Origin of the sequence: Mesorhizobium sp. B2-3-11, from assembly GCF_006442215.1 — a bacterium.
GTDB classification, from domain to species: domain Bacteria; phylum Pseudomonadota; class Alphaproteobacteria; order Rhizobiales; family Rhizobiaceae; genus Mesorhizobium; species Mesorhizobium salmacidum.
Map to the genome: position 1 here is coordinate 20475 of NZ_VFVS01000016.1, position 17727 is coordinate 38201.

The following is a 17727-nucleotide window of genomic DNA, read 5'->3' on the forward strand; positions in this document are numbered from 1 at the left end:
CCTCAGGCCACATCGGCGGGTTCAGTCTCCGATTGTTCTCCCGACAGCATCCGGGACAGCCGGCTGCCCGGCTTCGCCTTCAGCCGCTGATATTGCCCGACTTCCACGACGCGGCCCCCTTCCATTGCCACCACCCAGTCGGCGAAGGCGATCATCGATGGCCGGTGCGCGATGGTCAGGATCGTCATCGCGCCGCGCAGGCCGTCGATCGACCGGGCGATAAGCGACTGGTTCTGCCAGTCGAGCGCGCTTGTTGCCTCATCCAGGATGAGCAGCAAGGGTTTGCGCAGCAGCGCGCGCGCCAGCGCGATGCGCTGACGCTCGCCGCCCGAGAGGCGTACGCCGCGGTCGCCGACCACCGTCTCCAGTCCCAGGTCGAGCCGTTCGACGAATTCGCCGGCGTGCGCGGCGCGCAGTGCCGTCCACAATTCGTCGTTGCCGGCCTGCGGGGCGGCAAGCCGCAGGTTCGCCGCGATCGTGTCATGCAGCAGGAACACGTCCTGCGGCACATAGGCCACCCGATCGCGCCAGCGGCGGCGATTGCCGGCATCGATCTCGACGCCATCGACGAGGATCTTGCCGGCGGTCGGCTCGAGCAGCCCGAGCAGCATGTCGGCGATCGTGCTCTTGCCTGATCCGGACGGGCCGATCAGAGCGGTGACCTTGCCGGCCGGGAGGCCGAAAGTGATGTCGCTCACCACCGCCTTGCCGGTGCCGTCGTCATAGGCGAAGGAGACATCACGAATGTTCAGCCCCGTATCGAGCGACAGCTTGCGGGCGTCCCTGGGTTCGATATGGCCCGGTTCGCGCTCGGCGTCGAAACGTGCCTGCAGGCTACGCATTGCTGTGTAGGCGGGCAGGTTGATCAGCAGCTGCTGGGCCTGCGTCTGCATGTCCATGAAGCGCGGCGCGATTCGCATGAAGACCAGGAGCAGCACGACGATCTCGGCCAGCGACAGGTGGAAGCGGACCAGCGCCACGTAGATGAAGACGCTCAAGCCCACGACGCTCGCCACCTGGAACACGGCGGTGCCGATCGAAGAATTGCGGACATAGGCGATGTTGTCGGCCTTCATCTTTTCGAGCGTGGCCTGCAGCTGCGCGAAATAGCTGGCCTCGACATTCAGGCTCTTGGCCACCTTGATGCCGCCGAGAAATTCCGAGACCGTGCGGTACTGATCCTGGCGATTGGTCGTCAGGATCCGGCCGAAAGCGGTGGCGCGCGAGCGGAACGGCTGCAGCGCTATGAACATCACGATGCCGATGACAACGGCAAACGCCGTCATGACCGGCGAAATGAACATGGAAATCACGAGATAGCCCGCCAGCAGCACGGCGATCTGCACCAGCATCAGCAGGGAAAAGGCCGCCCCCTGGACGCGGTCTATGTCACCGGTCAGGGCATGGTCGAGATCGGAGCCGCGCATGCGCGTGAACACGCCCCACCGCGCCTTGCCGATGCTCTCGAACAGGTTCATGCGCAAGCGGTTGATGAAATCGAAGAGCAGCCTTGCCATATAGACTGACTTGAAGCGGTTGAAAGCTGCCTGCACGGCAATAAGCCCGACCAGCGCACAGAGCACCGTGGTCAGCTGCAGCGTTCCGCCTGGCACCAGCCAGCGCACAAAATCAATGTTCGGCAGCCTGACCGCGAAATCCTGGTCGGCGCGCCCGACCAGATGCAGCAGCGGCACCAGCAGCAGGATGGAGATGCCTTCGGTCAGGCTGCCGAGGATCAGGAACAACAGCGCCGTCCAGGTTCGCCGCCCGCCGATCTGGGCAATGACGGCACCGAACGCCGCGACATCGCGAAACAGCGACAGGCTGAAGACCGATGACCTAGGCATCTCCAGCCAGTTCCTTCTCGATCAGCGCTACGGCCTCGCCGATCCTGTCGATGCCCGTCGGAACGTCCAGCCGGCACACGCCGACATGGTTAGCGATTGCTGAACAGTGGCGAAGATGCATCGCCGCGAAATCGCCGGAGAGTGCAGCGCGGCCGAACCGCGTCACGTAGGAGAATTTGATGATGGCCGGCAAGGCGGCGATGTGAGGCAAGGGGGTGATCCCAGCCCTTTCGCCGCGCTCGAGGATGTAAATCCTGGCCGCCGGCACCTTGTTGCCGGAGAAGGCGCCGTGCAGGCGATGCTGCATTTTCTCGATCGCGGGATGCACTTGCGGCCGCACTTGCGCCTGCCCAAGCGAGATCGCCGCCGCGGCATCGGCGGCAAGCTTGATCTGCGGAAACCCCGGAACGATCATCGGCTGGTTCGGGTCTGCCAGGTCGATCGCCACGACGTCGTCGGTAAGCAGATCGTGTCCGGCCCGGACCAACGCGCTTGCCGTCGTCGATTTGCCGGCGCCCTTGTCGCCCATGAAGATGGCGCCCCTGCCGGTCACCGCAATGGCGCTGGCATGTAGAACCAGCAGGCCGCGCTGGTGCAGAAGCAGCGCCAGCACCGGCCCCAGCAGCGGGAATGCAAGCAAGGCGTCGTCGACGCCGGGCGCCGGCTGGACATCGATGCGGCGCGCGTCGCTGATCAGGAATGCGCCGACGGCCTCCCAGGCCAGATACTGCCGGCCGGGCTCGAAGCGGAAGACGGTCGCGGCCTCCGCCGAGGGCTTGGGCATATCGATCGGGCCGATGGCGATCTCGATGTCGGCCGCCGCCGGTTCCGCCGGCTCCAGTTCGGGCAGTGACACATCGGATGCGATGATCAGGCCGTAGGCGCGGTAGTAACGTCGTTCTCCCGCGATCCCGCCGCGCTGGGCAAGATGGTCGAGATCGCCGCCGAACGGCTCATGGCGAGACATCATGCGGGGCTCCCGCCATGCTGGACCTGCCGCAGCCACAGCGACAGTGAAGCCGAGCGCCAGACATACTGGACGTCGAGCGGTGCCGCCTGGTCCGGCTGGCGCAGCAGCCGCGCATAGGCGGCGTTTACTTCCGGCAGGTTGACATAAGGTGCGATGCGACCCGCATCGCCAACCAGCAACTGCTCCAGCAGGTCGCGATGATTGCGCACCATGCCGTTGACGAGATTGGCGGTGAAATCGATCTTGTCGCGCCGCCATTGGACCGCCGCCGGCAGGATACCCTCCATGGCCTGGCGCAACACGTAGCGGCCAAAGCCGTGACTGAGCTTCTGCTCGCCCGGCAGCCCCAGGCAGAATTCGACCAGCGGCTTATCCCAGAACGGATAACGCGGCTCGACGCCGAAATTGGCGGCGGCCTTGTCCAGAACCTCGAAAGAATGCGGGACATATCCGTTGGACAGGATCCAGCGGTGGCTGAGCGCGTCGCTGGCCTGGATGCTGGGCGGCATATAGCCGGCTCGGTGGAACCGGTCGATGAGCTCCGTTCGCCGGACAAGGTCCGGATTGATCAGGTCGCGCCAGCTCCGGCCACGCTGCGATTTGGCAGGCCTGCCTATCCTGTTCACGGCTCGGTTCCCCAGCTGTCTCAGCCTGGCGATGCGCCAGGCCGGTCCGTAAATGGTGAGAAACTGGAAATAGAGGCCGAGCGTGCTGCCGCCATAGGTGTTGGAGGCGCTGCGGACCTCGCGCCAGAGGTCCAGCCATCTGCCGCCATTGGCAAGCTCGTGCAGATGGCCATGTCCCTGCGAAACGACTTCGTCGCCGCCATGGCCGTCGAGCAGCACCTTGATGCCCTTGGCGCCCGCCGTCCGGTAGATGCCGCGGGTCAGCGTCAGGCCCGGCGCCAGGAAGGTGCCTTCCTGCTCCTCCAGTACCCGTTCGAACTCAGCGAAAGGCTCATAGTTGCCGACAGGGATCAGCGTCGGATCGGCCTTCTGCTGATCCAGCACCGCATCGATGAAGGAGCGCTCGTCCATCGACGAACCCCTGTCGAAAACCAGTGAGAAGGTCGGCAGCTTCGGCTTGCGCCCGGCCGCATTTTGCAGCCCGGCCACGCAGGCGATCGAGGAGGAATCGAGGCCGCCGCTGAGCATCGCACCGACCGACGGACTTCCCCGCATGCGATTTCGGACCGCTTGCGAGAACAGATGGGCGAATTCTTCCGCGGCATCAGACCGCGGCACCCCCTGCGATGGTTCGATCTGCCAATACCGGCGCAGCACCAGACGTTGCGCGCTGACGGTGAGACTGTGACGCGCCGGCAGGGCGAAGATGTCGCTATAGGGCGTGGATTGCGGGTCATCGGCAAGCCCGGCCAGGAATCCAGAAATCCGGTGCTCGCTGAGGCGCGCATCGACCCCGTCGAGGTCGAGCATTGGCCCGATCTCGGAGGCAAAGGCAAAGCGTCGCTCCGCGGCGTGGTAGTAGAATGGCTTGACCCCGAAATGGTCCCTCGCGCAGAACAAAAGTTGCCGCTCGGCATCCCAGACGGCAAAGGCGAAATCGCCTTGCAGATGCACGGGGCAGGCTTCACCCCAGCGCAGATAGGCCCGCATCAGCAATACCGCGTCGGCGACTGAGCTGTCCCTGATACCGAGCCTGGCGAGCAACTCGTCGCGGTTGTCGAGCCGGCAGTCGGCGGTGATGGCCAGCTTGCCGCCGGCCATGGTCAGCGGGCCGGGGCCGGCTTCGTCGGTCGTGTTCAGCCAGGCGTGGCCAAGCGCGATGCCGCTGTCCAGCCACCATGAGCTTCCGTCTGGGCCACGATGGCGCATGCGCGCCAGCATCTGCTGGATGCCGCTCGCCGCTTCAGCCGGCGCGGGGCCCTGTCGCAGCAGGATTCCGGCCACGCCGCTCATCGGCTGCCGTGGTCGACCAGATGGGCGAAACCATCGATGGATCCGCCAAGCACGATGTGGTTGTCGCTGACCAGCCAGGCATGCGCCTTCAATCGCTCGCCCGTGCCGCGCTCGATGCCGATGCGGACATTCGAGGCATTGCCTTGGCGCGCCAGGAGGTATTGGCCCGAAAGCGCCTGGGTCAGGCATGTGGCGCCCGGCACGAACCGTGCGGCCGCTGCAACCCCCCAGGCGACAAGCCGCAACTCGCCCATGCTGGCACATTGGCGCGCGTTGAGCCGTGTCACCATCCCGCGGACGCGGTTGTAGGAGAACAATGTCAGCCCGAGCCGGACGGCCGCGACCACCAGCAGGCAGCGGCACAGGAAAAACGCTTCCGAGCCGCTCAAGGACAAAACCCTCGCCAGGCTCCGCCCGCCAGGCCGCTGCTTCATCGGCCGGGGATGTCCCTGTGTCACAGGTCTTTGCTGCGGAACCACGGCCTTTTGTGACATCTGCCTAGACGAGGGCCTCATGCTCAAGCCTCGCAAGCCCGTTTTCAATCAAGCCTTTCAGCAATGCGTCGACGTCGGCCTTGCAGCGTTCGGCGTCGACATTGTAGCGAGCGAGAACCGCGCTGCGGATATCGGCGATCGATTTGGATTCCTGGATCAGTTCCCAAATGAAGGCCCCGACACCGTTGAGGCTGTAATAAATATTGGATTTCAGGTTGAGAAGCGCGAGGCCACTGCCGAATTCGCAAGCAACGGCGTCCTTGGTGGCCCTTACGCAATCCTGCTCGGAGGGGTTCCAGTTCATCCTAAAACCTCGTTTGCAACACACGGCCTACACGTCGTCGGTTCAAGGCGGAAAGTCGGGGATTTTCATCCCCGGCTCCATTTTGGTCTTGGATCCTGGAGGCCCAACGTCACTCCTCCAGCATCAGGCTGGTCTCAGGAGAAAGTCAGGTCGCCGATCGGGGTGTGCGCGGGAAACGACGCGTCGAGTGCCGTGTTGCCACCGCCGCCCTGCGTAATGGTTTCAATTGAACCATGTACCGTCAGGTTTGGCGTTTCATACTCATGCTTTTCAACATTCTGTTCCATTTTACTCTCCATTAGGACTTGAAACGGCCTGTCGATTGCCGTCAGCACTTTAATGCTGCATTGCAATAGCTGCATGGCAACATTTATGAGTCAAGCCTCATTTACCTTGCGTTAATCAATTATGGGTTGCGAACGTCACCCGGTATAAGAGACTCGCCTCTTTTGAGATAAGGCCGCATGCAATCGGCCCCTGCTGCCAGAAGCCCTGTAAACCTTTGATTCTACTATTTTAAGGGAAAATAACGCAGGCGATTGATTCTAGATGACACTAGACTATATCCCTCCTTTGAACTGACCGCCGCCGATAGCCCGGCGGTTGCAAAATTTTGCACTGCGAAAGGAAAGGCTTTACGGCGCCGCGGTTTTTAAGGATGCTTTGCTTCGCAGGTGCAGCATAGCGCGATGCGCAAACCGTTTTTTGGAGACTGTGCGCTCAATGGCCTTGCCGGAAAGCTCTTATGAAAGATTGCGCGCCACGGACTGCGCCAATGAGATCGCCTATGTGCAGGCCTGCTTACGATTGTATTTCGCAGGAACGGCCGCCTCGGCGGGCGAGGTGTCGCCGCCTGGCCTTTCCGTCGCTGTCGTCGCCGATATCGCCAGGCTCAACAAGGTCGGTACCTTCGTTCTGAAGGCCCTGTCGCGTGCGCCGGCGAATGACAGGCCGGCCGAGCTCTTCCAGTGGCTTGAAACCTATCGTAGAAGCACGGTTTCGATGAACGCCGCCTGCCTGATGGATTCGATGGCCATCAACGAGGCACTGCTCGACAGGCGGATTGATTTCGTCTTCCTGAAGGGGCCGTTCCAGCAGCATCTGCTTTACGACGATCACTTCATGAAGCCTGCAGGCGATGTCGACATCCTGGTCTCGCCGGCCGGGTTCTCGAAGGCACGCGAAGTGTTGCGCTCGATCGGCTACGAGGTGTCAGGCAAGTCACGTTCGGTCTGGTGGGTCCGCTTCCTCGGCGAACAGCACATGGTCCGCGGCAATGGGCCGAAATCATCCACGGTCGATCTTCATTACCGGCTTCAGCAGCCCGGCTCGCCCAGTCCCCGCGATGCCGACGGGTTCCTGCGGCGAAAACGGCTGGTCGAGATTTCCGGCGCCGAAGTCCCCTTCACGTCAGCCGCCGACACTTTGATGCTGTCCTGCATCAGCGTCGCCAAGGCCCTGTTCAACCGCGAGCCCTGCGCCGGCTATGTCTGCGATATCAGGGCCAGCGCCAGCCGACTCGACGAGGCTGATCAGCAGCGCGTGCTCGATGCCGCGGTGAACCAGGGACTGGAAGACACCTTGCTGTTCGGCCTGCGCGCCGCCGATGTGCTGCTGGGCGGCACCGGCACGCTTCTGTCGGAGCGGGCCAAGCCGATCCTGTCGCGCATTGGCAATGAGGATCTGCTCAACATGGTCATTGCGCCATGGCTGTTGTCGCTGCGTTGGCCGCAGCGGCGGACGGTGTTGTGGGAATTGTGCGGGCGGGCTCCCGTCCGCTATCTGGCCGAGGTTGGCTGGGCCGCGTCGGCGGACATCAGCCGCCGCATCTTCGAACGGCCGGCCAGTCCATGATGGCAGTGGGTATCGGGTACAGGGCGAGGGCAGAACGGAACCTGTGCAAGAGGCAAATTCCATGTCGATGACGAAATCCCAGGTCTGCGTGATCATCGCGGCCAAGAACGCGGCGCGCACCATCGCGGTCGCCATCGGATCCGCGCTGCGCGAACCGGAAGTGGCGGAGGTCGTCGTCGTCGACGACGGCTCTACCGACACTACGGCCGAGGTCGCCCGCTCCGCCGATGATGGCAGCGGTCGGCTTACCGTCATGCGCCTCGACGTCAACCGCGGCCCGTCCTTTGCCCGCAATGCCGCGATCGCCCGCTCACGAGCGCCGTTCGTCAGCATTCTGGACGCCGACGATTTCTTCCTCGAGGGCCGGTTTCGCAACCTGTTTGCCGGCGCCGACTGGGATTTCGCCGCCGACAACATCATGCTTATCAGAGATGACGCGACCGGTGACGCGACCAAAATCGTCGCCCCGGATTTTGCCGCCGATCCGGAATTCCTGGATTTCGAAAGCTTCGTGGAAGGCAATATCTCCAGACGCCGCGTGCAAAGAGGCGAGCTCGGCTTCTTGAAGCCCGTGATCAGCCGTGCCTTCCTCGACCGCCACGGATTGCGCTACGACGAAAGCCTGCGACTGGGCGAGGACTATGTGCTTTACGCGCGGGCGGTCGCCCACGGGGCACGGTTCAAGGTCATCCGCTCCTGCGGTTACGGCGCCATCGTGCGCGCCGATTCGCTCAGTGGCCGCCACAAGACGCAAGACCTGAAGCGGCTGGCCGATGCCGATCTGGCGCTGCTGGCCATCGACAGCCTGCCGGAAGGGTCCAAGGCGGTACTGCGGCGGCACGAGCGGCATGTGCGCGACAAATACCGGCTGCGCAATTTCCTCGACGTGAAGGCCGAGCGAGGCCTGGCTTCGGCCGCGGCCTACGCCTTCGCAAGCCAATCCAACCTCATTCCTATCGTCCAGGGGGTGGCATCGGACAAGCTCGAGGCGCTGTTTCGCAGTGTTGGCCTCGTGTCCAGGAACAAGCGCGTGCCGACGCTGCGTTTCCTGATGGACGGAACCAGCACGGGCAAGGGACGGTAAGGCGCGGGACCGTCCGGTGCTGCCTGCCGCCCGGGAGCGTGCCACGCAAACCATTCGATCGGATTCATGAGTTTACGAATTGGGTGGTTGCCTCGCGGCTCCAAGGATGGCAGTCTATGTTGCGATGCAGCAAATTGAACGGTCAGCCGAATTGGCCCCCGATCGGACTGGTCCCAAGTCTCTCTTCTTCGGAGAAGTGGACGCGGTACGAGTTTTTGAGCCCCGGTTGCGGGGATCGGCCAGTGGCCCGGACGGAAAGCCGGTCCAGAAAGCCGGCGATGACGGGAATTTAAGCTCATGGCCTCGATATTCGGCTTCAGATCAAGGGATCCTATCCGCGACAGGCAGGCAGACGTTGCGCGTCTCGACCGGCTGGCGAAGCTGTTCGAGCAGGTCGCGGCTGAAATCGATGCCGAGAAAACCAGCCTGGAGAGCCGCTACCGCAAGGAGGCGACCAACGCGGCTTTCCCAGTCGAAGCCGTGGAAAACGGTTCCGCCTCCGACCGCCGCGCGTCCGAGGTCAGCGCGCTGACGCAGTCGATCTTGAAAAGCGAGCGCCGCATCGCGGCATTGTCGCGCCAGGGCGGCATGGTGCGCGAGCTCCGGCATTCGCTGGATGTGGTCTTCGACGAGAACGCGGCCACCGATTCACCGGCCACGGTCGCATCGGCCTGGCGGGCAGGAGCCGGCCGGGGGTGAAGGCGGCGGCGCGGGACCGTTACGACGGAGGTGATGCAAGACTGGAGGAAGTCGGGAGGGTGATTGAAGAGGTCAAGGTTGGCCCGTTTGGAAGCGGTTCAAGCGTCGACTTTGGGTTGGGGACGCACAGCGCAAAGGTGAGTTTGTCATGAATTCGGATCCCAAAATCATGTCCACGACAGCAATCGACACCCCCCTGCATTTCGGCTGGCGGTCCGGCCTGGCAGTCGCTTTGCTGCTCGCCGCTCTTGGCAGCCTGCCGGCAACCGCGTCTCATGCGCAGGATGTCCAGTCCGCGCCCTCTTTCGTCGACGACTTCAAGAGTTTCGACCGCGAGCGCTGGTACGTTTCAGATGGCTGGACAAACGGCAGCCATCAGAATTGCACCTGGTCGAAAGGCCTGGTCCAGCTTTCCGACGGCGTTCTTTCGCTCGGTTTCGCGAAGCAGAAGACCAAGGATCGTGAGTTCGCCTGCGGTGAGATACAGACCAAGCAGCGCTTCGGCTATGGTACCTATGAGGCGCGAATGAAAACCGATACAGGCGCCGGCCTCAATGCGGCCTTCTTTTCCTATATCGGCCCGTCCGACAAGCAGCCCTGGGACGAGATCGATTTCGAGGTCCTCACCAAGGACACGTCCAAGGTGCAGGTCAACGCCTATATCGCCGGCAAGGGCAAGAACGAGAAGCTGGTCGACGTGCCCGGTGGCACCGACAGTGCCTTCAACGACTACGCCTTCGTCTGGGAGAAGGATAGTCTTCGCTGGTACCTCAACGGCCAGCTTGTGAACACCATCACCGATCCTGCGAAGCTGCCCAGCCATGCGCAGAGGATTTTCTTCAGCTTTTGGGGCAGCGACACGATGAAGGGCTGGATGGGAGCGTTCGCCGATCCGGGCCGCAAGCTTTCGCTGCAGGTCGAACGTGTCGCCTTCACCGCGCTCGGCCAGCCCTGCCAATTTCCGGAATCGCTGGTGTGCAGTATAAAGGAGTTCGGAAAGACGAATTGAACCGGCAGGGCCGAGAAGAGGCCCGCTGCCTGATGGGAATCAAACCGCATGAACTTGACGGTGTTTGGAATTGGCTATGTCGGCCTCGTGCAGGCGGCGGTGCTTGCCGAGGTTGGACACCAGGTCGTTTGCGTCGACATCGACGCAAGCAAGGTGGAGCGGCTCAACCAGGGCCTAGTCCCGATCTTCGAGCCAGGCCTTGAAAGCATCGTCAGGGAGAATCACGCCGCCGGCCGCATCAAGTTCACCACCGATGCGGCGGCCGCCGTCAGGCATGGCGAAATCCAGATGATAGCGGTCGGCACGCCGCCCGGCGAGGACGGTTCGGCCGACCTCAAATACGTGTTGACGGTCGCCGAGACCATCGGGCGCGAGATGGATACCGCCAAGATCGTCGTCGGCAAGTCGACCGTGCCGGTCGGCACCTGCGAAAAGGTGAAGGCTAGGATCGCCGAGACGCTGAAGAAAAGGGGGCGCGAGGATTTGCGCTTCGACGTCGCCTCCAATCCCGAATTCCTCAAGGAGGGCTCCGCCGTCGCCGACTGCATGAAGCCCGACCGCATCATCGTCGGCACCAGCAGCGAGGACACCGAAGCGGTGATGCGCGAACTCTACGCGCCCTTCAATCGCAACCATGAGAAGATGATCGTGATGGACGTTCGGAGCGCCGAATTCACGAAATACGCCGCCAACTGCATGCTGGCGACCAAGATCAGCTTCATGAACGAGATGGCGAACCTCGCCGAGCAGCTCGGCGCCGACATCGAGGAGGTGCGCAAGGGTATCGGCAGCGATCCGCGCATCGGCTACCACTTCATCTATCCGGGCCTCGGCTATGGCGGCTCGTGTTTTCCCAAGGACGTCCGCGCTCTGATCAAGACCGCCGAGGGCGTCAAATTCGACGCCAAGCTGCTGCGCGCCGTCGAGGAGCGCAACAACGACCAGAAATCCGTCCTGTTCGACAAGGTGCACCGCTATTTCAAGGGTGATCTCACGGGCAAGATCTTCGCGCTGTGGGGCTTGGCCTTCAAGCCCAACACCGACGACATGCGTGAGGCGCCGGCGCGTGTGCTGATGGAAGCGCTTTGGAGCGCCGGCGCGACCGTGCAGGCCTATGACCCCGAGGCCATGCAGGAATGCCAGGCCATCTATGGGCTGCGTGACGACCTGATGTTGTGCGGCACCAAGGAAGCGGCATTGCGCGGCGCCGATGCGCTGCTGATCGCCACCGAATGGAAGAATTTTCGCGCACCGTCCTTCGATGCGCTGAAGGCTGCACTGACCACGCCGGTCATCTTCGATGGCCGCAACCTCTACGATCCCAAGGTCGTGGCGCGCCACGGCATCGAATATCACTCGATTGGCAGGCTGGCCGCGTGAGCAGCTGAATACAATCACGACTGCTGTTAACCCGGCGTTGTGCGCTCCGCGCTCTGGGCAGTTTGCGCGACATGCATTAGGTCGACGGAAAATAGGCCAGCTTGAATTGGCTAGCCGGCCTTGAATTCGTGTAGCCCCGTGCAACGCGCCATCACTCCAGCTGAGCAGCGCGTCATCGTGGTGTGTGAATTGAGGCGATCATGTCGATCGCTCGACGCTCACGGGCTGGCCACCATGCCACTTCAATGGGACGCCGCGGGTCAATGCACGTCGCCCAAAAGTGATCTCGGTTTGGGAAGACGACATGCGTAAAACAAAGACCAAGCGTGTCGCCTGAATCCGTTTCGACGCGACGCACTTAGGCGGTTCGGGGCTTGGCCGAAAACATCTTGTTGAGATTTTGCACAGGGCTATCGACCATTCTTCGGAAAATATCGGCTACCAAAAGCGACACTGCAAGAACCATGGGCAGGACGATCCACGCAGGAGCACCAATCAACGTACCTATTTTGGCGACAGCGATGAGCACAGTGAAATGAGTGAGGTACAATGGGTAAGATATATCCCCCAGCCATATCAGCGGCGGCTTATCGAGGAAACGGCTGCTCCCGGGCGAAGCGAACGCCATAAGAATTATGAGGCCAGCACCAACTCCGGAGGAGATGTGGCTGAAAAGTAACCCGTCATAGATGATCCAACGAGCCTCCAAAAGAAGAATTCCCATGGCCCACATCAACGCAACGACAACGGTTGGATATTTGGCGATAGCTGTTTTCAGTGTGTCTCGATAGACGGCCAGGAAAGCTCCGCCGACAAAGATCGGGATATAAATGGAGGTCTGCAGAAGAGACTGCGTTACGCTGCTGGCGGTAAGGCTAAATGCTTCGGGCCAGATCGCCCCGGGCACCAAGAGGACCAACGACAAAGTTACCATGGCCTTTGGAAATTTCAGAACGCCCCAGACTATGAATGGCATCGCGATGGATATTCTTATCTCGTGTACGAGAGACCACATTATGGGCGATAGCGTCATATGTTGGGTCAGTCCTGTCATTAACAAATGACCCACGACGGACTTGATTGAAATCGCACCAGGTGGCATGTGCTGGAGCCATTCGCTGTATCCATCTCCGATGGGTTGAACGAAAAGAGCCTTTGATGCAATTATTGCCAGCAACAATGCGACGGCAAAGGGCATCCAAATTCGCACTATTCTCTTTGCGGCATAATTGGCAAAAGAATCCCGTGCCTTGAGAATAGCCAACGTCAAGACAAAGCCGCTTAATATGAAAAACACCAGTACTGCTTCGTGCCCACTCCAGAAGATGTGGAGCGGAGAATAGGTAATTACGTTTTTCCCAACGCCAGGTGAAATGGCGTGTCGCGTTCGGGTCTGCCCACACAAGCAAATCGATACCTGGAATTGCCAACACCAAGTGGCTCGTTAGTACGACGATAGCGGCAATTCCACGAATTGCATGCAGGGAATTGAAACGGTCTTGAGCCAATATTCGCGCCCTGAATTAATCGACATAGCGGCGGTTATCTAACTGCGAAGAAGTCCCGCTTGACATAGGCACGAAATGCCCGGCGCTGGGATATTCGAGTGCGAGCGCCCCGAAGGGTTGAAATCCTCGCACGCAGGCCGGGTGTCGGCTGCGGCGCGTAAGGTTCGACTTTGAAGACCGACGCAAGCTCCGGAAAGCGCTCCATGAGATCGGTATAAGACTTGTGGAAACGCCATCCCCATGGCGGGACGGCAGCCTTCCAGGGTTTGGCGGGGCCGGTGAAATGGATGATCTTTGGCGCGAGAATTCCGTGGCACTTGAGCTTGGCGTAGACATTGTGGAAATTATAGGCCGGCGAGAGCGGTTCGACATTTTGCTCAAAGACGGCATTGAGCGCACTCTGGTCGTGCCGAATGAATGTGTCGCCGTTGCTGAAGAATGCGTTTAGCGCTTTGGGACCATAAATGGCCCAAGTGTCCCGGTTGCATGCCAGCACTCCGGAGTTGAAGTAGCTCTGACGCGTGGCTCCCGCCAACACATCGAAATAGCCTTTAGGATTAAGCCCCAATCTATCGTCGGGATCGAGCCAGGCGCTACCCCTGCCGGCCGCGATCCAACCGTCCCGGACCCGATGCCGAACGAGCGGCGCAATGTCTCCAACGATTTGGATATCGCCATCAAGGTAAACGATGTTGCGATACTGCGACGGCAAATGGTCGGCTATCACGAGCCGCGCCAAAGCGGTGACTGGCACGTGGTTCTTGGCAAACGCCACGCCATCCGGTGGCACATAGGACGTGTCGGGCAGCGCGATGAAGGATATCGCCCGACCTGCACGGTTCTGAAGTGTGTCGATCAGTGCTGGATCGACACCGACCGTGTAGATCATGATGTCGGCCAACGCGTCGATGCCTTGCGCCGTCAACTGAAGTGCCGCCAGGAGTGACGGACCGAGATATCCGTTGTCGGTCACGAAGACGACCGCGGTGTCGTGCTTTTTCCCTGTCATGCCCACCGTCCAAGCAGGCGTGCGCCCCTGCCCATCAAAAGCCGCTTGCCCATGGCAATCAGTTCAGTTTCGGGTCCTACAGGTCGTCGCATCAAATTCCACTGCAGCAATTGCGCTCCGGCAAAAGAGATCGCTCCAATGGCGATCTGTGACGCGAGGTTCAAAATCATCTCGGATATTTCGACGCCGGATGGAAGCGCCGACCGAGAGACGAGCACGGCCGCGATCATGACTCCGGCACTTGCCAGGCTTCGCAGATTGGGGCGCACCTGTGCAAGATAGCCAATGCCGGTGAGTTGCCGCACGACCTGAAGATTGAAAAAGATGCCGATGACCCCCGCCACCGCTCGCGCGATTGCCACGCCGGCAAGTCCACCAAGCCAAAGTCCCACGACGACCGAGGGGACGCGCAGGATGAATGCCTGAACGTCACGCTTGAACAGCAATCGCGTGTCCCCCGTTGCCATCGCCAGCGGTTGCGCCAGGCTTCCCAGGGTTTGAATGGCAAACACGGCAGACAACGCCTGGATCACGATTACGGCGGGAAGCCACTTGTCCGTCATCGTCAGCCGGACCAATGGTTCGGCGATCAGCGCCATTCCGACGCCGACGGGCAATGCGATCATCGTGACGAGCGCTTGCGACGACTGGTAGACCTTCTCCAGGCCGCCGTCGTCGCGGTTCTTCACATGGGCGAATGCAGGAAACAGCACCGAGGTCAAAGGAGCGATCGCCTCGCGCGTCGGCATGGCGGCGAGATTGTCGCCCACCGAATAATATCCAAGCGGGGTCTTGCCGAGGAAGGCCCCGATCAGCAGATGGTCGAACCGCCAGTTCAGTGTGTTGATAGCCTGTGCAAGAGTCAGCCAGATGGAATAGCCGAACATCTCGCGCCAGTGCCGCAAGCCGGGCTTTGGCTTGAAGGGCGCGACTATATAGGAAATGACGAGGCCAGTGAAATCCGATGCCAACGTTCCCGCAACAAGCGCCCAGTAGCTTTTGAAGATGAACGCGAACACGGCCGACACGATGAGCCCGACAAGCTTCTGGGAAACTTCGACCAGGAATTGCTGCCAGAACACCAGGTCGCGCGTGAGGAGGATTCGACGCGGACTGCCAAGCCCTCCTATCAGTGTCGAAATTGCCAACGCCGCCAGCACCGGCGGCAAGCGCGGTTCCGCGAACGCCGATTCGGCCGGCATCGCGACGACCATAAGCATCGCGGCGACCGCCGCGGCACGCACCGCGCTTAGCGTCCAGGCGGTATCAAGATGTTCCTTGGTGGGATTTGGATGATGGATGAGCACAGCGCCGATCGAAATTTCGGTGACTGAGTTCAAGATCGCGAGCACGGTCCAGCCGAGGGCGACAATTCCGAAATCGCCGGGAGTGAGCAGCCGCGCTAGGACAAGCGTGCTTACCAAGCCCAGGAGATTGGTGATGAGCCGAGCCGCGGTGATCCATGCCGCGCCTTTGGCCAGTCTTCCCTTGATTCCATCCACGCGCCGGCGCCTCCAGTACACTCAGAACCGACACATCCCCGCCCGCGATCGATATTCGATCAATGTCCGATGCGATCGTTTTTATTCCCCGTCGGGTCAGGGCGCAAGCATTTATGCCGCAGTGCAGCATTAAAACGGATATGGCTATTGTGCACCGCAGTCGGTGGGGCAAGATGGAAAGAGCGACACACAAAAGGATCGACTTCTGATGACGCACCAGAAATGGCTGGAAGACCCCCCGCAAGGGAGCCGAACGACCGAAGATCTTCAAATTGCCTTGCGGCATCGTATCAGAGAAGTCTTGCTCCCGCTGATAGCCGGACGCGGCGAGCGCATCCACCTTATTGATCCACCGGAGCATCCCAACGTCGGCGACTGCGCGATCTTGTTGGGCGAATTGGATTTTTTCAAACGCGAGCTTCCCGGCAGCCAAGTGGCATTCCACGACTGGAGTACCTACAGCCCGTCATCTGACCGACACATCGAGCGCGCATCCGTTCTCTTGATGCATGGCGGGGGCAATTTCGGGGATATATATCCTCACCACCACGAGTTTCGTTTGAAAATCCTTCGACGCTTTCCCAATCGACCGACCATCCAGCTGTCTCAAAGCATCCATTTCGACTCACCGGCGGTGTTGCAGGAGACGCGTGACGCCATCGCCGCGCATTCCGATTTCACATTGCTGGCTCGTGACACAAAAAGTGAAGCTTTTGCCCGGGCGAATTTCGATTGCCAAGTGGTGCTCTGTCCGGACATGGCATTCGCCATGGACCGGATCGTCCGCAAGCCGGCAAATGTGGACGCGTTCTGCCTGTTGCGCACTGACAAGGAAGCGGTGGCGCCGCATGAAGAAATCAAGAGGCAGCTGAACCAGATGGGGCTTTCCGCGGAGGCGAGAGACTGGTTGGATGATCCCAGAACCGCGGCTCGATTGGGGGACATATTGTTCTCCAAATTCACGCGTAAGTTTCCTGCCGCCTATCCGCTGCTGGCGCCCTTGGCGCTTATCGCACGCCGACGCTACGCGGAGACCCGGCTGAGGGTGGGTATCGATCTGTTGAGTCGCGGGCGTATTGTGGTCACCGATCGGTTGCATGCTCATATTCTGAGCACGATTCTCGGAATCCCGAACGTCGTTTTCAGATCCTTCGATGCCAAAGCTGCTGCTTTTTACGACACCTGGACACATGCGGCGCCCATCTGCCGGCTAGCTGATGGTCCCTCCGACATGGTCCATGCTGTCCAAGCCGTGATGCCGCCGAAATGAGCCAGGTCATTGGAATGCCGGATTGCAGTTCTTCGCCGCATTACGCGGCGGTGATCCGCGCATATCAATGCACGCCGCTCCTGATCGAAGTGATAGAAGCGCTGCGAAGACAAAGCGTGCCTCCGAAACGGTTGATCATCGTGGATTCGTCGCGCGATCCGGCCGTATCCAGCGCGTTTGAAGAGCTTGGTGCGGATATCGTGACATATCCTTCCGAGGACTTCAATTTTTCGAAAGCGATCAATCTCGGTGTCGTGGTCAACGACCAGCCTCTCACGCTCATCATCAGCAGCCACATGCTCATTCGGGCGCCTGACCTGATAGCGAAAGGATGGGACGCTGGTATTAGTGGGGGCATGGAGATTGTCTACTGGAGGCATCCACCAGCACAGGATGCCCCACACGAGTGCCATACCGTTATGACCAATCACAACTTCAACGGCAGAAATGGCCTGTCCAATACCATGGCCATGATCCCTACTCGACTGCTGCGAGAGCGTCCCTTCCGGGAGGAGGTCTTTTCGGCCGAGGACCAGGAATGGACCAAGTACTATTTGGCATCCCGCCATCACGCGATGTTGCGCATCGACACCAGGGATGTCAGCTACAGCAATCCCAACCACAACGCCGAGACATGGAGCGAGACCAAGCTTCTGCGGGAGGAATTGGCAATTGGATACTTCGTCAATCGGCGGCTACTTTTGCCGGACAGGATCATCGCTCGGCTTCTGCGAGGTATTCTCGCCACTTTGCGCCGCCGACCAGAAAAAGCTCGAGTGCATTTCGGCTTTGCCTGGGCTATGACTAAAGCAAATTTCAAGCAACCAAGTGCAAAGTCGCGATATTTTTGAGCCGTGAAGCATCTCCCGGGTCGTGGT

At 60.7% G+C, this 17727-nt stretch carries 16 protein-coding genes; 7 read left to right on the forward strand and 9 right to left on the reverse strand.

The annotated features are described in order from the left end of the window. Positions 1–2: 2 nt before the first annotated feature. The 6 genes from FJ960_RS20760 to FJ960_RS20785 all read right to left on the reverse strand — a co-directional run bounded on the left by FJ960_RS20760 (position 3) and on the right by FJ960_RS20785 (position 5821). Positions 3–1847 (reverse strand): ABC transporter ATP-binding protein, encoded by a 1845-nt coding sequence (locus FJ960_RS20760; RefSeq protein WP_140506655.1) that lies wholly within the window; start codon positions 1845–1847, stop codon positions 3–5. Beyond that, positions 1840–2817 carry a serine kinase gene (locus FJ960_RS20765; RefSeq protein WP_140506654.1) on the reverse strand — a complete coding sequence of 326 codons (978 nt, stop codon included), beginning with the start codon at positions 2815–2817 and terminating at the stop codon, positions 1840–1842. The genes FJ960_RS20760 and FJ960_RS20765 overlap by 8 nt, the downstream gene beginning before the upstream one ends. Beyond that, positions 2814–4736: a lasso peptide isopeptide bond-forming cyclase gene (locus tag FJ960_RS20770; protein WP_140506652.1), complete on the reverse strand. Its 1923-nt coding sequence runs from the start codon at positions 4734–4736 to the stop codon at positions 2814–2816. The genes FJ960_RS20765 and FJ960_RS20770 overlap by 4 nt, the downstream gene beginning before the upstream one ends. Next, entirely contained in the window at positions 4733–5125 is a 393-nt protein-coding gene (locus tag FJ960_RS20775) for a lasso peptide biosynthesis B2 protein (protein ID WP_246672889.1), read from the reverse strand. The genes FJ960_RS20770 and FJ960_RS20775 overlap by 4 nt, the downstream gene beginning before the upstream one ends. Before the next feature lie 109 nt (positions 5126–5234). Then, positions 5235–5534 (reverse strand): PqqD family protein, encoded by a 300-nt coding sequence (locus FJ960_RS20780; RefSeq protein WP_140506649.1) that lies wholly within the window; start codon positions 5532–5534, stop codon positions 5235–5237. A gap of 134 nt (positions 5535–5668) precedes the next feature. Next, complete coding sequence (locus FJ960_RS20785; protein ID WP_140506647.1) at positions 5669–5821, reverse strand: lasso peptide; 153 nt, start codon at positions 5819–5821, stop codon at positions 5669–5671. 436 nt (positions 5822–6257) lie between these two features. On the opposite strand from FJ960_RS20785, the gene FJ960_RS20790 reads away from it, so the two are divergent. The 5 genes from FJ960_RS20790 (at position 6258) to FJ960_RS20810 (ending at position 11560) form a co-directional block, all read left to right on the forward strand. Next, a complete protein-coding gene (locus tag FJ960_RS20790) occupies positions 6258–7388 on the forward strand; it encodes a nucleotidyltransferase family protein (protein ID WP_140506645.1) in 1131 nt (376 codons plus the stop codon). A gap of 61 nt (positions 7389–7449) precedes the next feature. Continuing rightward, on the forward strand, positions 7450–8472 hold the full coding sequence (locus FJ960_RS20795) for a glycosyltransferase family 2 protein (protein WP_140506643.1): 1023 nt from the start codon (positions 7450–7452) through the stop codon (positions 8470–8472). A gap of 297 nt (positions 8473–8769) precedes the next feature. Further along, positions 8770–9171, forward strand: coding sequence for a hypothetical protein (locus FJ960_RS20800; protein WP_140716432.1), 402 nt, complete (start codon positions 8770–8772; stop codon positions 9169–9171). A 148-nt stretch (positions 9172–9319) separates the two neighbouring features. After that, positions 9320–10180 (forward strand): family 16 glycosylhydrolase, encoded by an 861-nt coding sequence (locus FJ960_RS20805; RefSeq protein WP_140506640.1) that lies wholly within the window; start codon positions 9320–9322, stop codon positions 10178–10180. A gap of 48 nt (positions 10181–10228) precedes the next feature. After that, on the forward strand, positions 10229–11560 hold the full coding sequence (locus FJ960_RS20810) for a UDP-glucose/GDP-mannose dehydrogenase family protein (RefSeq protein WP_140716434.1): 1332 nt from the start codon (positions 10229–10231) through the stop codon (positions 11558–11560). A gap of 358 nt (positions 11561–11918) precedes the next feature. Here FJ960_RS20810 and FJ960_RS20815 read toward each other — a convergent pair whose 3' ends face one another. The 3 genes from FJ960_RS20815 to FJ960_RS20825 all read right to left on the reverse strand — a co-directional run bounded on the left by FJ960_RS20815 (position 11919) and on the right by FJ960_RS20825 (position 15579). Then, on the reverse strand, positions 11919–12965 hold the full coding sequence (locus tag FJ960_RS20815; RefSeq protein WP_181174279.1) for an acyltransferase: 1047 nt from the start codon (positions 12963–12965) through the stop codon (positions 11919–11921). Between the two features lie 137 nt (positions 12966–13102). After that, positions 13103–14077: a glycosyltransferase gene (locus tag FJ960_RS20820; protein ID WP_140716438.1), complete on the reverse strand. Its 975-nt coding sequence runs from the start codon at positions 14075–14077 to the stop codon at positions 13103–13105. Continuing rightward, a complete protein-coding gene (locus FJ960_RS20825; protein ID WP_140716440.1) occupies positions 14074–15579 on the reverse strand; it encodes a lipopolysaccharide biosynthesis protein in 1506 nt (501 codons plus the stop codon). Before FJ960_RS20825 ends, FJ960_RS20820 begins: the two co-directional genes overlap by 4 nt. Before the next feature lie 208 nt (positions 15580–15787). On the opposite strand from FJ960_RS20825, the gene FJ960_RS20830 reads away from it, so the two are divergent. Both FJ960_RS20830 and FJ960_RS20835 read left to right on the forward strand, forming a co-directional pair. Next, on the forward strand, positions 15788–16849 hold the full coding sequence (locus FJ960_RS20830) for a polysaccharide pyruvyl transferase family protein (RefSeq protein ID WP_140716442.1): 1062 nt from the start codon (positions 15788–15790) through the stop codon (positions 16847–16849). Next, positions 16846–17700, forward strand: coding sequence for a glycosyltransferase family 2 protein (locus tag FJ960_RS20835; protein ID WP_140716444.1), 855 nt, complete (start codon positions 16846–16848; stop codon positions 17698–17700). The genes FJ960_RS20830 and FJ960_RS20835 overlap by 4 nt, the downstream gene beginning before the upstream one ends. The last annotated feature ends 27 nt before the right edge of the window (positions 17701–17727 follow it).

Bases quoted from the DNA above. Each gene is read 5' to 3' on its own strand.
- FJ960_RS20810 (WP_140716434.1), top strand. From the start codon at position 10,229: ATGAACTTGACGGTGTTTGGAATTGGCTATGTCGGCCTCGTGCAGGCG.
- FJ960_RS20800 (WP_140716432.1), top strand. From the start codon at position 8,770: ATGGCCTCGATATTCGGCTTCAGATCAAGGGATCCTATCCGCGACAGG.
- FJ960_RS20795 (WP_140506643.1), top strand. From the start codon at position 7,450: ATGTCGATGACGAAATCCCAGGTCTGCGTGATCATCGCGGCCAAGAAC.
- FJ960_RS20785 (WP_140506647.1), bottom strand. From the start codon at position 5,821: ATGGAACAGAATGTTGAAAAGCATGAGTATGAAACGCCAAACCTGACG.
- FJ960_RS20835 (WP_140716444.1), top strand. From the start codon at position 16,846: ATGAGCCAGGTCATTGGAATGCCGGATTGCAGTTCTTCGCCGCATTAC.
- FJ960_RS20805 (WP_140506640.1), top strand. From the start codon at position 9,320: ATGAATTCGGATCCCAAAATCATGTCCACGACAGCAATCGACACCCCC.
- FJ960_RS20765 (WP_140506654.1), bottom strand. From the start codon at position 2,817: ATGATGTCTCGCCATGAGCCGTTCGGCGGCGATCTCGACCATCTTGCC.
- FJ960_RS20780 (WP_140506649.1), bottom strand. From the start codon at position 5,534: ATGAACTGGAACCCCTCCGAGCAGGATTGCGTAAGGGCCACCAAGGAC.
- FJ960_RS20790 (WP_140506645.1), top strand. From the start codon at position 6,258: ATGGCCTTGCCGGAAAGCTCTTATGAAAGATTGCGCGCCACGGACTGC.
- FJ960_RS20820 (WP_140716438.1), bottom strand. From the start codon at position 14,077: ATGACAGGGAAAAAGCACGACACCGCGGTCGTCTTCGTGACCGACAAC.
- FJ960_RS20830 (WP_140716442.1), top strand. From the start codon at position 15,788: ATGACGCACCAGAAATGGCTGGAAGACCCCCCGCAAGGGAGCCGAACG.
- FJ960_RS20760 (WP_140506655.1), bottom strand. From the start codon at position 1,847: ATGCCTAGGTCATCGGTCTTCAGCCTGTCGCTGTTTCGCGATGTCGCG.
- FJ960_RS20770 (WP_140506652.1), bottom strand. From the start codon at position 4,736: ATGAGCGGCGTGGCCGGAATCCTGCTGCGACAGGGCCCCGCGCCGGCT.